This window comes from Flavobacterium sp. AC267 (genome assembly GCF_979258715.1).
Genome location: NZ_OZ409875.1, coordinates 4,494,692 through 4,509,051 on the forward strand (window position 1 = coordinate 4,494,692; position 14,360 = coordinate 4,509,051).

The following is a 14,360-nucleotide window of genomic DNA, read 5'->3' on the forward strand; positions in this document are numbered from 1 at the left end:
TCCTTCAATATATAAAAGGTCTTCGACTTCGCTCAGACTAACAATTGTATTAAGTTCCAATCGCTTAATAGTTTCCTTATTTCATGTCATCCTGAACGAAGGATCACACAACTTTACGGTTTATTATTGAACAAAAAATCTAAAATCTAATCCCGAGGCTTCAGGACTAAAATCTAAAATCTTCAACTTGTCCCAAATGCCCCTAAAATAGTCGCAAATATGTATTTCATGAAAATAGTAGTAATAGTATATTTGTAATACATTAACCAATAACTATTTAAAAAATAATCTACATGAAAACAACCAAAATCATTTTCTGGACTAGTACAATTCTTATTTTTTTATTTGAGGGCGTTATGCCGGCTTTGACTTCGCAGACAGAATTAGCGAAAGAAGGGATAAAACATCTTGGCTATCCAGAATATTTCGGAAATGCATTAGTAGTTTTTAAAATTCTGGGCGTTTTGGCGCTGATTATTCCAAAAGTACCAGCGCGTGTCAAAGAATGGGCTTATGCGGGATTTGCATTCGATTTTATTTTTGCATCAATTAGTCATTTTGCTGTTGATGGAATAAATTTCCAATCCTTTTTTCCTTTAATTGTTTTGGCAATTCTTGTGATTTCTTATGTAACCTATCATAAAATAGAACGATACAAAAATATCGCGCTGTAAAAATCAAAACTTTATGATTGAAGTTTTTAAAACAAATGTTCAAGAAGTCGAGCAGTCAATTATGATTGTGAGGAAACTTCTTGAGCATTTTCCCAACAGCGCTATCAATTTTAACCTTGAAGACTGCGATAAAATTTTGAGAATTCATGCTGCTGCAATTTCAAATCATAGAATAATTGAACTCGTTACTTCATATGGTTTTCATTGTGAGGAACTTCTATAAATCATACTTTATTGATTTATAGAAATTTAGAATAAAAAATTGTAATTTTAGAAATCTAACTTTTAAAATATCACAAATGAATATTCCGGCAGAACATCAAACTATAATGCCTTATTTAATTTTACAAGGCGCATCAAAATTTATCGATTTTACAAAAGTTGTTTTTGGAGCATCAGAAACTAATACAAAATCAATTCGCGAAGATGGAAGTATAATGCATGCAGAAGTGACCCTAAACGGAAGTACAATTATGATTACAGATGAAATTACGGATTGGGCAAAGCAGACTTCTCACCTATTTGTATATGTTCCAAATGCCGATGAAACTTATAAAAAAGCTATAGAAAATGGGGCTTCTTCCTTAATGGGATTAAGCGATCAGGATTATGGCAGAACCTGCGGTGTTACAGATCCGTTTGGAAATGTATGGTGGATTACTTCTGTAAATAAGCAAAAATAAAAACACAAATTATTGACTAATAGTATTTTAAATTTTTATTGTATATTTGAAATACTTTTCGTTCCCCTAATTCTATACATTTAATTTAATAAAAATGGTCGCAGGTTTTCTTAAACCTATCGGTTCACATTTATTATTGTCTAATTTAAAATTAAACAAAATGAAAAGCGGTATTCAAAATACAATCTTAGAAATTTATAGTAACTTAAATGATACTATTTCTTTATTTTCTCCAGAAGAAATCAATATTGTTCCATTTGAAGGAAGCTGGACAGCTGGACAAACTGTACAGCATATTATCCTGGCTTGTTCTGGATTTCCACAGCTTTTTGCCGGAAAAACAGAAAAAACAACACGCAAACCTGACGAGAACGTTAAAAAACTCGATGAAATATTTTTAGATTTCGATACAAAAATGGAATCTCCAGAAAATATAAAACCTGCGAAAATTGATTACGATAAAGAGCAGTTAAAGTCTTCAATAAAAAAGATACAAAACGATTTATTTGAAGTCGCAGAAACCTACGATTTAACATTGACCTGCGTTGGTTTCCAAATGCCCGGTTTTGAGAACTTCACTATTTACGAATGGATTCATTTTGCCATTATTCATACCCAGCGCCATACACATCAACTAAAATTGATTTACGAAAACATCAATAAAGGATAATTCAGAATTAACTCAAAACGGATTTTTATGAGATCAAAAGTTAAGACCATTGTTTCTTCTGGTCTAGTAGCGGGAACATTAGACATTACTGCCGCCATTTTAATTTATGCAGTGATTCTTCATAAAACAACAGCCGAAAAAATTCTGCAGTCTGTTGCAAGCGGCATTTTTAAAAAAGAAGCGTATACTGCAGGAACAGAAATGACTTTTATGGGATTAGGACTTCATTTCTTAATTACTTTTATTTTTGCATGGTTTTATTTTAAGATTTTCCCTTATATCCCATTCTTTAAAATAAACACTGCTTTATCTGGGGTTTCGTATGGTTTTTTCATTTGGGTTGTAATGAATTTAATCGTCCTCCCAATTGTGTTTCCTGTATTACCTGAAAAGAAATTAGATTTACCGCTATTGCTCTCTATTTTAATTGTAATTTGTTGCGTAGGAATACCAATTGCCTTTATAACGCGGAAATATTATGCTAAATGGTATTAAGAAAAAAAGGTAGAAAGGTACAGAGGTTCATAGTTGCAGAGGTTGAGTTTAGCCTTTAATTCCTTTGATCATTGTATATATTCCTTTAAAAACAAAAAAGCAATCCAAGTTTATCACCTGGATTACTTATATGTTAAAAAAATATCTTCTTTAAGAGTGCTTAAACCTTTGTTCTACCTGATATTAGTGAAATGATAAATAACACTAAAAAGATAAAGAACAATACTTTTGCAATACTCGCGGCTCCTGCGGCAATACCACCAAAACCAAAAATTCCAGCTATTATAGCAAGAATAATAAAAATGACTGTCCAGCGTAACATAATATTAGATTTTTTAGTTCGTAAATACGACTATTCAATAGTCTGTTTTGTTTGTTATTCAAATTTATTTTATTCCTACAAACCTTGTTAACTCAAATGGCTTTTTAAATTAACTCAATAAACTAAATTACAAGTATTTACGGTTAGTTTTCATTATTACTTTTTAGTCTTACAGAATTACCATGTTTAGGCTTTAGAGTTAATTTTTTAATGGATTGGATTAATCACTGCTCCTATCCCAAAGTAATTTTATCGAAAATTAATAAGGTAAAGGAATAAGCCAAAAAGTCTGGTAAATCTTAGAAAAAAAGATCAAAACTTAGAAATCCAGCAAAATTAATTGGGATTCATTTAGAAAACTAATTATTTTCACCTTTTAATATTATAAAATACATAGTTATGTCAATTACGTAGTTTCACACTGGAACTTCAAATTTTGATTAATCAATATAAAATTTATTATGATGCCGCCGATGAAAAATTGCGGTGAGCATCTTTGAAACTGAACGAGTTATTAACCGAGCTAAAAATTAATCCTCATGAAAACAATATCAAACAAATCTAAAATAGTTTTTCTATCTACTTTTCCGCCAACACAATGCGGCATTGCAACTTACACACAAGACACAATTAAGGGGATTACAGACGTTTACGGTAAATCTATCAAATGCGAGATCTGCGAACTTGTTAATGAACCAAAAGAAAATCCAACACAAGCATATACCTTAAATACTAAAAATAGAGAAGAATATACAAGAGTAGCAGAGGAAATTAATAATGATCCAGCTGTAAAATTGGTTCATATTCAGCATGAATTTGGTTTGTTTTCAGGAAATTATGGAGATTATCTTTTAGACTTTTTAAATACAGTTAAAAAGCCCGTTACTTATACTTTTCACAGTGTAATTCCAAATCCAAACGAGGAATTAAGAACATTTGTAAAACTGTTATTGAGCTACAGTAATTCGGTTTTTGTAATGACAAATAGGTCAGCAGAAATATTAATTAATGACTATGAAATCAGTGAAGAAATAATTACTTGTGTACCTCATGGAACTCATATCGTAGTTTATGAAGCTCCTCAAAATGCAAAAGAAAAATTAAACATTGGAGATCGATTGGTATTATCAACTTTCGGACTTTTAGGTGAAGGAAAAAATATTGAAACTGGACTTCAAGCACTTCCCAAAATCGTTGAAAAAGCACCAAACGCCTTATATTTAATTATTGGAAAAACACATCCAAATTTAATTAAAGACGGAATCGATACTTATAGAGATAAACTGGAAGGTATTGTTGAAGAATTAAACCTGCAAAACAACGTACGTTTTATCAACCAATATTTAGATACTGACGAGCTTTTAGAATATTTAAAAGCAACCGACATTTATATGTTTACGTCTAAAGACCCGAATCAGGCGGTTAGCGGCACTTTTGCTTATGCAATGAGCCGCGCATGTCCGATAGTTGCCTCTAAGATTCCACATACAAAAGAAGTATTAACTCCAGATTCTGGAATATTAGTTGATATAGGAGATGTAGATCAATTTGCTGATGCGACGATTACATTAATTGCCGACGAAAATTTACGTCACGAAATGGGAATCAATTCATTTACAAAAATGCGCGCTTCTTCTTGGGAAAATGCCGCCATTACACATATGAATGCGTATAAAAACTTAATTGAAAATCCATCAGAGATAAAATACAGTTATCCTTCAATTCAATTAAGACATATTAAAAGATTGACTACAGAATTGGGAATCGTTCAGTTCAGTAAAATTTCTATCCCAGATTTAGATACTGGATATACATTAGATGATAATGCCAGAGCCCTTATCGCTTTCTGTATGCATTACAAACTAACTCAGGATAAAGATGACTTAGCATATATTTTAATCTATTTAGATTTCATTCAACGCTGTCAAAAACCAAAAGGCGATTTTATCAACTATGTGGATCAGGAAAACCGCGAACACGTAGAGCAAAATGCCGAAGTGAATTTAGAAGATTCAAATGCAAGAGCGCTGTGGGCGTTAGGAACTGTGGTTTCGCTTTCAGACATTCTTCCAGAAGCAATTACTAAAAAAGCGACAAGATGTTTATTGAACTCATTAAAATGGGCAGAAACTATACAATCGCCTCGTTCAATTGGTTTTGCAACAAAAGGTTTGTATTTATATCATTCAACAATTCCAAATTTGTACGTAGTCGCAATTATCAATAAATTGAATGCTAAATTATTAGCCAATTACGAAGATACAGCTACTGAAGACTGGCAGTGGTTTGAAAATTATTTAACGTACGGAAATGGTATTCTGCCAGAATCTATGCTGTATGCTTATTTAATTACTAACAAACCAGTTTACAAAAAAGTGGCTTTAGATTCATTAGATTTCTTGATTTCCAAAACTTTCGTAGACGGAAACTTTAAAGCTATTTCAAATCAAAGCTGGCATCATAAAGGCTCAGAACCACAACAATATGGAGAACAGCCAATAGATGTTACATATACAATTCAGACATTAAATTCTTTCTATGAAGCATTTAAAACGCCTGAATACAAAAAAGAAAATGAAAGTCGCGTTTAACTGGTTCTTAGGTAAAAACCATTTAAATCAAATTATGTACAATCCTGTAAGTGACGGTGGTTATGACGGACTTGAAAAAGAAAATGTTAACCTAAACCAAGGCGCAGAATCTACCGTTTGTTTCTTAACGGCAAGATTATTAATGGAAAAACTAGCAATCTCACAATCTAAAGTTATTCCCTTAATGAAATCTCGCACTGGAATAGCAATTAATTCATAAAAATATAAAGACGAAGCTAACCAAACTTCTATTTTTAAACCCGGAAAATCCCTTTCTTAATGAAAGGGATTTTTTGTTTGCATAAATCGCAACGTTCTTTTGTTTTAATTATTGTGAGAGGATGAAAATTATATAAGCAGGGAAAAAAGTTCTGTAAAATATTTTAACAAGTATTGAGCTAACTTTCATCTATAATTTAATCAGTTGTGAAAACTGTTAAATAATTGATTTTCATTTTATATCATTCACATAAAACAAAAACATTTTGATTCTCAACCTAAAAAATACGTTTACCGAAATCGGAGAAACTACAGTTTTCGCCAAGAAGTTTTTTAAGGAGGTATTTATTCCGCCTTATGAGACCAAAGAGTTTTTAAAGCAATGCTATGTTATCGGTTATAAATCACTGCCTTTGGTAATGATTACGGGTTTTATTATGGGTTTGGTACTTACACTTCAATCCAGACCAACTCTGGTAAAATTTGGAGCCGAAAGCTGGTCGCCGGGAATGGTTGCTCTTTCCTTAATTAGAGAAATTGCTCCAGTAATTACGGCTTTGATCTGTGCGGGGAAAATTTCATCTGGAATTGGAGCCGAATTAGGATCTATGAAAGTGACCGAACAAATTGATGCTATGGAAGTATCAGCGGTGAATCCGTATAATTATTTGGTTGTAACGAGAGTTTTGGCTTGTACTTTAATGGTGCCGCTTTTAGTATTTTTTGCCGATGCAATTGGAATTGTAGGCGGATATGTGGGAATTAATATTCATGGAGACGTGAATTTTTACAGATATCTGACTCAAATTATTCAATCATTAGAATTTTTAGACGTGTTTCCTGCCACAATCAAAACATTTTTCTTCGGATTTTTTATCGGAATGATTGGATGTTTTAAGGGTTTTAATGCATCAAATGGAACAGAAAGTGTGGGTCAGGCGACGAATTCTGCAGTTGTAACAGCATCATTAAGCATTTTTATAATTGATATGGTTGCCGTTCAAATAACCGATTTATTCTTTTAAAATATGACCAAAGAAAAACTACATAAAGAACCTAAAACAAAAGAAAAAGATCTAAAACCAATTATTGAGATTAAAGATCTGCACAAAACTTTTGGTAAAGATAATAAAGTCTTAAAAGGCGTAAATCTAACCTTAAATAAAGGAGAAGATTTAGTGGTTTTAGGACGATCAGGATCAGGAAAATCTGTTACTATAAAATGCATCGTTGGTTTAATTGAACCCGATAAAGGCGAAATTAAAGTATTTGATGAAAACGTTCTTAATATTCCTAAAAATGAACTGAATGCCATTAGAGTAAGAATTGGTTTCTTATTTCAAAGCGGCGCTCTTTACGATTCGATGTCGGTTAGAGAAAATCTGGCTTTTACACTGACCAAACACAAACGTGATTTAAGTGCAGAAGAAATAGACAGTGAAGTAATGGAAGCTCTTGAAAATGTTGGTTTAGCCGATGCGGTTGACAAAATGCCTTCTGAACTTTCGGGTGGTATGAAAAAAGAATCGGCTTGGCAAGAACTTTAATTTTAAAGCCTGAAATTATTTTATACGACGAACCTACAACAGGTTTGGATACGATAACATCAAGAGAAATTAGTGAATTGATTTTGGATATTAAACACAAACAAAAAACATCTGCAATTATTATAACACACGATATGGCCTGCGCAAAACTAACTGCCGATCGAATTATTGTTTTGAAAGAAGGTGTAATTCACGCCGAAGGAACATACGAAGAATTAGAAAAAGACGAAGACGAATGGGTACGCTCATTTTTTGAATAAAGCAAAATAAACAATAGAAATCATGGAAAAGCAATCGGGATATACTTGGAAATTAGGAATGTTTGTAACAATAGGTTTACTGCTTTTTGTAATGGCCATATATTTTATCGGAAAACAGAAAAACTTATTTGGTTCTACCTTTCATATAACTTCTCAGTTTAAAACTGTAAGTGGTTTGGAGGTTGGAAATAACGTTCGTTTTTCAGGAATTAATGTGGGAACTGTAGAACAGATTCAATTAAAAAATGACTCAACAGTAATCGTTGTTTTAGTAATGAAAGAAGATGTTCGAAAATTCATTAAAACAGACGCTACGGCAAGCATTGGTTCTGACGGATTAATGGGTGATAAAGTTTTGACTATTTCTCCTGGTGCAAAATCCCAAAAAATTGTTGAAGATAATGGTCAGCTTGCTTCTGTGGACGGAATTGAAATGCATGATATTATGAAAAGCGTTAAGAAAAGCGTTGACAATATTGGTGTGATTTCAGACGAGATAGCCATTTTTAGTCATAGTATGAACAATGGAAACGGTGCTCTAGCCAGATTGGTTAAAGATGATAAAATGGCCAACAGTGTTTCGAATACGCTTTCTAACCTTGAATCTGGAACAAAAGGTTTTAGTGATAATATGGAAGTCTGCGAAAAGCAATTTCCTTTTAAGAGGGTATTACAAGAAAAAAGAGAAAGAAAAAGTTAAAAAACAAGAAGAAATAAAAGAGAAAAAAGAAGAACAACAAGAGAAAGCTCAAAAAGAAAAAGAGAAAAAGGAAAAAGAATTACAAGAGCAAAAAGAAAAAGAGGAAAAACAAAAACAGGAAGATGCTAAAAAAGCGGAAGAGAAGAAAAAGTAAATTCCAAATTCCAAATTCTAAAATTTCTGTAATTCATAACTTATTACTATCAATAATAACTTATAACACATCATTATAATTTGAAACTCTTTTTACTACTAAATTTAACTGCTGTTTTTTAGACAGCAAAAACTTACAGTATATGCCTGCTTCATTTAAACATACCGCCATAAAAGCCTTAAAAATTACCGGAATTACGATTTCGGTTATTTTGTTTTTGCTATTTATAATTCCGTCGCTATTTCCTGGAAAAATTGCTTCGGAAGTAAAGAAAATTGCGAACGAACGTTTAGATACCAAACTGGACTTTACAAAATCTAAGCTTTCTTTTTTTACGCATTTCCCTTCGCTTACAGTTTCACTAGACGATTTATCGCTGACTGGTTCAAAACCATTTAGCAATGATACTTTATTAAAAGCCGATGAAGTTGCCTTTGGAATCAACCTCAAACGACTGCTTTTTGATAACGAAGTAAAAATCAACAAACTGTATGTTTCTGATGCTTTGATCAATGTAATGGTTAACGAAAAAGGTCAAGCCAATTATAATATATACATAGCTCCAGAAAACAGAGACGAGAAAAAAGATCCAAACGCACCAGAAGAAGGAACAGCAATTCGATTAGAAAGAATTGATTTAAAAAACTGTCACGTAAAATATAATGATCGTTCGGCGAAGATTTTGGTTGATGCAAAAGGCTTTAATTATGTTGGAAAAGGAAATTTAAGCGAAGATATTTTTGATCTTGCAACAGATGCCAAAATTGACGAACTTGATTTCTTTTACGACAGAACGGGTTACATAAGAAAAAAAGAAGTGAGAGCCGATTTAATTACCAGAATCAATACAAACGCCCTTTCTTTTATTCTTCAAAAAAATGAATTACGAATCAATAAACTTCCTTTGAAATTCTCAGGGCTGTTTACCATTTTAAGAGATGGTTATAAAATTAATATCAAGGCTGACTTCAGAAAATACAACTGTAAAAGATTTACTTTCTGTTATGCCACCAGAATATTTAACCTGGCTGGAAAAAACAGAAATCTCAGGAAAAAGTGACTTGCTCCTAACTTTTAAAGGAGATTACAATGTTCAGAAAAAACAGAAACCAAATTTAGCTTTCAATTTAAAAATCAATGAAGGTTCTGTAAATTATCAAGACGCACCCGTTCCATTGACCGATTTCCAAATGGATTTGAATGCGATGCTTCCGTCACTGGATACAGAGCAATTATTGGTCAACCTGAGAACATTGAAATTTAAAGTGGGCGAAAAAGATTATTTCAATGCCTATCTGCATAGTAAAGGTTTAAGCGAAATGGATATCAATGCCAGCGTAAAAGGCGCTTTGGATCTAGCTGTTGTCGATGCCGCTTTAGGTTTAAGCAGTTTTGATTTAAAAGGAATTTTGAAAACCGATATTCAGGCACGAGGTAAATTTAGTACTTCAAAAAAATTGTTTCCAAAAACAAAAGGCGGTATTTCATTACGAAACGGCTGGCTTAAAACCGAATATTATCCAAATCCAATTACCAATATCACTTTTATTGCCAATATGCTGAATAAAGCAGGAACATATCAGGATTTGATTGTTGCCCTTGCCCCTGCCTCTTTTGTTTTTGAAGGAAATCCGGTTTATGTAAACGCAACATTATCAGATTTTAGTGATTTGGCATACAATGCAAAAATAAAAGGCGAATTAAATGTGGGCAGAATCTATCAGGTTTTCTCTCAAAAAGGCCTTGATTTAACTGGTTATGCAAAAGCGGATCTTTCTTTGAAAGGAAAACAAAGTTACGCTACAAACGGACAATATGATAAGTTAGACAATAGAGGAACTTTAATTTTAAAAAACATAAAAGCGACTTCTGAATTATTCCCTAAAGCCTTTTTTATCAAACAAGGAAATTTCCGTTTCCAAAATGAAAAAATGTGGTTTGAGAAATTTAATGCTTCTTACGGAAAATCTGATTTTGACATTAACGGTTATCTTTTAAATACTATAAATTACTTTTTAGAATCGAACGGCACTTTGAGCGGTAATTTCAACCTGAAATCAAAATTGATCAATGTTGACGAATTTATGGCACTAGAAAGTGGAGAAAATAAAGATCGAAAAACGGAAGTAGAATATGCCAAAGAAGATCATCCGAAAATGAGCGGTGTGGTTATGATTCCGAAAAATTTGAATGTGAGTTTAAATGCAAATGCCGATAAAGTAGAATACAACGGATTGAAATTTAACAAACTTAGCGGAAAAACTGGTATTACAAAAGGTGGATTTTATTTAGAAAATGCTACCTTTAATATCATTGACTGCATTTTAGGGGTTGATGCTTCGTACAAGGATGAATCTCCTACAGCCGCACATTTTGATGCTCATTTCCGTGCCAAAGATTTTGATGTACAAAGAGCTTACAAAGAAATTCCGATGTTCCATGATATGGTTACTGCGACCGAAAAAGCTCACGGAATAATTTCTGTTGACTATAAAATAAAAGGTGATCTGGATGGAAATATGAGTCCAATTTATGCATCTCTTCAAGGAGGCGGTACGCTGAATTTACGAGACGTAAAAATTCAAGGACTAAAATTGTTTGACGGAATAAGTTCTAAAACAGGACAAAATGGTTTGAACAATCCTGATATGAAAGGAATTGAAGTCAAATCTACAATAGATAAAAATCTTATAAATATTGAGCCATTTACCTTTACTGTGGCTGGTTTTAAACCTACAGTTAAAGGAACTACAAGCTTTGACGGACTTTTGGATCTTAGAATGCGCCTGGGTCTTCCCCTTTTCGGACTTATTGGTTTTCCAATTGTGATAACAGGAACACATGACGCTCCAAAAATTAAAATATTTAGTAAAACGGGTCAGGAAATTAATCCTGCGGTTTATGACGAAAAAAATAACAAAGTCGTTCGAAAAGAAAAAGTAAGCAAATCCAAAACAAAATCGTAATGGAATCTAAATCTCAAAATAAAAGCAGTGCATTCGAAAAGTTTGCGACCAAAGTTTCCAAAGCGACGGGAAGCACGACTGCTTTTATTGGAGCATTTATTATTGTTATTGCATGGGCAGTTTCTGGTCCTATTTTCAATTATTCTGAAACCTGGCGACTGGTAATTAATACCGGAACAACCATTATTACATTTTTGATGGTTTTCTTGATTCAGAAAGCACAGAATAAAGATTCGCTTGCCATTCAGCTTAAACTAAATGAACTCGTTGCTTCTAGTGAATCATCCAGCAATAGTCTTGTTGATATAGAAAGTATGACGGAGGAAGAAATGATTATCATTCAAAAATATTACCACCGATTAAGTGAACTGGCTAAAAAAGAACAAAGTATCAGAACTTCGCATTCTATTGCCGAAGCACATGAACTTCACAATCGGAAACAGAAAAAGAACGATAAACCAGTATCCACAAAAACAAGCAAAACTGCTTCTAAGGACACTGCAAAAAATACTCCCAAAAACAACTCTAAAAACACAACCAAAAAATGAAATTAAGCTCTGCAGAAACATACTGGCCGATAAAAAATGCCATGAAGCAAAGTTATCCTTCAATCGATTCAGATACCACTACTGATATCTTGATTATTGGCGGAGGCATTACTGGAGCGTTGATGGCTTATAAACTAATCAACGAAGGAAAAAAAATAGTTCTCATAGACCGTCGCGATGTTTGTGGCGGCAGTACATCTGGCAGTACAGCATTATTGCAATATGAAATTGATGTGCCGCTTCACCAGCTTATTAAACTACGTGGAATAAAATGTGCCGTCGAAAGTTATCAAAATGGTAAAAAAGCCATTTTTGAACTTCGCAACATTATTGACACCGTAGGAAGTGATTGTGATTTTGAGTTTAAAAAAAGCATTCATTTTACAACCTTAAAAAAAGATGTTCCTTATTTAAAGAATGAATTTAAAGTTCGTAAACAGCACGGTTTTGAAATAAGCTGGCTCAATAGAACTGATCTGCAAAAAATGGGTTTAAAAGCCATTGCGACCATAGAATCTAAAACTGCTGCAGTAATGGATCCTTTTAAACTTGCAAGTGATTTATTATTTCATTGTCATGAAAAAGGCATGCAGATATTCGATCGAACAAATGTAAGTTCCATACAGCATCAAAAAGGTAAAATAATCGCTGTAACCGACTCAAAACATACTATAACTGCCTCGCATATTATACATTGCACTGGTTATGAAAGTACAGAAACTTTAACAGAAAAAGTTGTTGACCTAAAAAGCACTTATGTTATTGCTTCTGAAAGTCAGCCTGATCTTCCTGAGAGTTTTAAACATGCTATATTTTGGGATACGGCTTCACCTTATCATTACATTAGAACTACCGAAGACAACCGCATCATTATGGGTGGCGGCGACGAAGATTTTAAAGATACTACGAAACGTGATAAATTAATTCCAAAAAAAGAAGAGTATCTCTTAAAACATTTTTCCAAAAGATTTCCAGATCTTGATTTTAAAATTGATTATTCGTGGGCAGGAACTTTTGGAGAAACTAAAGACGGGCTTCCCTATTTCGGAAAACCAAATCCGAGAAAAAACGAACATTATATTTTAGGTTTCGGAGGAAATGGAATCACTTTCAGCGTGATCGGAATGAATTCTATTCTGGATTCTCTGCTGGCAAAAAAAACACAGATTTAGAGTATTATAGGTTTGGGAGATGATTTTCTTTCTATAGGTACAAAGGTTCAGAGGTGCAAAGTGACAAAGGTTTAAATCTTTGCACCTCTGAGCCTCTGCACCTTTGAAACTCTTTTAAAGAACCAACTCCATCTGTATATTACATCGCTTATACGGTGTTGAAATTCCAAAAACTTTCTCAAAACCTAATTTATAATACAAGTTTATTGCAGGTTTTAAGATAGTGTTGCTTTCTAAGTATATCTTTTTCGCCCCAAGATCTTTAGCTTTATTTACAATTGCTTTTCCTAAAAGCCAGCCAATATTTTTGCCCTGTACTTTTGGTGAAACTGCCATTTTAGCCATTTCAAAATCATATTCGCTGTTTTGCATTTTTATAAGAGCACAGACGCCAACTGGTTCATTTTGATGTAAAGCCACTAAAATTTTTCCTCCTTTATCCAAAATATAACTCTCGGGGTTATCCAGTGCTTTATAATCAGCATCTTCCATTTCGAAATACGTCGAAATCCACTCAACATTCAAGGACTTAAATGCTTCTTTATATTCGGGTTTATATTCCACGATTTCAACATCTTTACTTTCGCGAATTTTCTTTTGGTCGCTTACTCTTTTAAATAAAGACTTTTCGTCGCAATAAAAATTCCCATTCTTCAATGGTCGCCCAAAGATTGTGTTTGGCTTCAGCAATTAAACCTTCAACAGCTACATCAATATCTAATAATTGTTGTTTGAGTTTCTTCGAAATCAAAATACCTTTATCGGTTAAAACAACATTGTTTTTGCGTTTATCGTCTGTTTTTACACTTTCCTCCAGTATTCCAGCTCCAATCATTTCCTGAATAATTTTACTTACGGACGGCTGAGAATGACCAATTTCATTTGCAATTTCTGTAATCGTCAGTTCTCTCTCTTCTGCAATGGTATAAAACACGGGAAACCATTTCGGATTAAAATCGACTCCATATAATTCATAAATCTTTGAAGCATCGTCTGTAAAACTTGCCGTCATTAAACGTAAACGGTCGCCTAAAGCCACTTTGCCAACTTTATTAAAAAATTCCATAGTAACAATAATTAATTATATAACTAGTTATGCAAATGTATAAAAAAAATCTTTACAAAAAGATTTTTTTAGGTTCAAAGCTACAAAGGGTCATAGGTACAAAGTTTGAACACTTTGACTTTTAATTAAATATTGGAGCTTAAAAAGCTAAGATTCTAAATGCCAGGTTTTTTAGTGAAATCTAAAAACTAGACGTTTAGAATCTTAGCGCTTTTGTGTATATATCTTGCTTATAAGCTAGCGACATTATTTATTTATAATTTCACGTTCAAAGGAGTATTATATTCGCAATT

The 14,360-nt window shown here is 32.9% G+C and carries 15 protein-coding genes and 1 pseudogene; 13 read left to right on the forward strand and 3 right to left on the reverse strand.

What is annotated here, in order from left to right; translation table 11 throughout:
• Positions 1-293 precede the first annotated feature (293 nt).
• The 4 genes from ACZZ95_RS23790 (at position 294) to ACZZ95_RS23805 (ending at position 2,522) form a co-directional block, all read left to right on the forward strand.
• On the forward strand, positions 294-674 hold the full coding sequence (locus tag ACZZ95_RS23790) for a DoxX family protein (protein WP_463470974.1): 381 nt from the start codon (positions 294-296) through the stop codon (positions 672-674).
• Positions 675-973: 299 nt separating this feature from the next.
• Positions 974-1,357, forward strand: a complete 384-nt coding sequence (locus ACZZ95_RS23795; protein ID WP_095954202.1) for a VOC family protein — start codon at positions 974-976, stop codon at positions 1,355-1,357.
• 94 nt (positions 1,358-1,451) lie between these two features.
• The gene (locus ACZZ95_RS23800) at positions 1,452-2,027 is read left to right on the forward strand and encodes a DinB family protein (protein WP_463470975.1); all 576 of its coding nucleotides are present in this window, start codon (positions 1,452-1,454) and stop codon (positions 2,025-2,027) included.
• A 27-nt stretch (positions 2,028-2,054) separates the two neighbouring features.
• Positions 2,055-2,522, forward strand: a complete 468-nt coding sequence (locus tag ACZZ95_RS23805) for a DUF1440 domain-containing protein (RefSeq protein WP_463470976.1) — start codon at positions 2,055-2,057, stop codon at positions 2,520-2,522.
• A gap of 160 nt (positions 2,523-2,682) precedes the next feature.
• On the opposite strand, the gene ACZZ95_RS23810 is transcribed toward ACZZ95_RS23805, so the two are convergent.
• Positions 2,683-2,844, reverse strand: a complete 162-nt coding sequence (locus ACZZ95_RS23810; protein WP_095954205.1) for a DUF1328 family protein — start codon at positions 2,842-2,844, stop codon at positions 2,683-2,685.
• 539 nt (positions 2,845-3,383) lie between these two features.
• Between ACZZ95_RS23810 and ACZZ95_RS23815 the strand changes: the two genes are divergently transcribed.
• The 9 genes and pseudogenes from ACZZ95_RS23815 to ACZZ95_RS23855 all read left to right on the forward strand — a co-directional run bounded on the left by ACZZ95_RS23815 (position 3,384) and on the right by ACZZ95_RS23855 (position 13,001).
• On the forward strand, positions 3,384-5,435 hold the full coding sequence (locus tag ACZZ95_RS23815) for a glycosyltransferase (RefSeq protein WP_463470977.1): 2,052 nt from the start codon (positions 3,384-3,386) through the stop codon (positions 5,433-5,435).
• Entirely contained in the window at positions 5,419-5,655 is a 237-nt protein-coding gene (locus tag ACZZ95_RS23820) for a hypothetical protein (protein WP_463470978.1), read from the forward strand. The genes ACZZ95_RS23815 and ACZZ95_RS23820 overlap by 17 nt, the downstream gene beginning before the upstream one ends.
• 265 nt (positions 5,656-5,920) lie before the next feature.
• Positions 5,921-6,679 (forward strand): MlaE family ABC transporter permease, encoded by a 759-nt coding sequence (locus tag ACZZ95_RS23825; protein ID WP_463470979.1) that lies wholly within the window; start codon positions 5,921-5,923, stop codon positions 6,677-6,679.
• A 3-nt stretch (positions 6,680-6,682) separates the two neighbouring features.
• A pseudogene (locus ACZZ95_RS23830) lies at positions 6,683-7,461 on the forward strand (ABC transporter ATP-binding protein).
• 22 nt (positions 7,462-7,483) lie between these two features.
• Positions 7,484-8,161, forward strand: a complete 678-nt coding sequence (locus ACZZ95_RS23835) for an MlaD family protein (RefSeq protein ID WP_463470980.1) — start codon at positions 7,484-7,486, stop codon at positions 8,159-8,161.
• On the forward strand, positions 8,061-8,315 hold the full coding sequence (locus ACZZ95_RS23840) for a hypothetical protein (RefSeq protein WP_463470981.1): 255 nt from the start codon (positions 8,061-8,063) through the stop codon (positions 8,313-8,315). The genes ACZZ95_RS23835 and ACZZ95_RS23840 overlap by 101 nt, the downstream gene beginning before the upstream one ends.
• Before the next feature lie 142 nt (positions 8,316-8,457).
• Entirely contained in the window at positions 8,458-9,375 is a 918-nt protein-coding gene (locus ACZZ95_RS23845; protein ID WP_463470982.1) for an AsmA family protein, read from the forward strand.
• Between the two features lie 1,905 nt (positions 9,376-11,280).
• Positions 11,281-11,829, forward strand: coding sequence for a low affinity iron permease family protein (locus ACZZ95_RS23850; RefSeq protein ID WP_463470983.1), 549 nt, complete (start codon positions 11,281-11,283; stop codon positions 11,827-11,829).
• Entirely contained in the window at positions 11,826-13,001 is a 1,176-nt protein-coding gene (locus ACZZ95_RS23855) for an NAD(P)/FAD-dependent oxidoreductase (protein ID WP_463470984.1), read from the forward strand. Before ACZZ95_RS23850 ends, ACZZ95_RS23855 begins: the two co-directional genes overlap by 4 nt.
• A gap of 114 nt (positions 13,002-13,115) precedes the next feature.
• On the opposite strand, the gene ACZZ95_RS23860 is transcribed toward ACZZ95_RS23855, so the two are convergent.
• On the reverse strand, positions 13,116-13,658 hold the full coding sequence (locus ACZZ95_RS23860) for a GNAT family N-acetyltransferase (protein ID WP_463470985.1): 543 nt from the start codon (positions 13,656-13,658) through the stop codon (positions 13,116-13,118).
• Positions 13,615-14,067 carry a MarR family winged helix-turn-helix transcriptional regulator gene (locus ACZZ95_RS23865; RefSeq protein ID WP_463470986.1) on the reverse strand — a complete coding sequence of 151 codons (453 nt, stop codon included), beginning with the start codon at positions 14,065-14,067 and terminating at the stop codon, positions 13,615-13,617. Before ACZZ95_RS23865 ends, ACZZ95_RS23860 begins: the two co-directional genes overlap by 44 nt.
• Between the last annotated feature and the right edge of the window lie 293 nt (positions 14,068-14,360).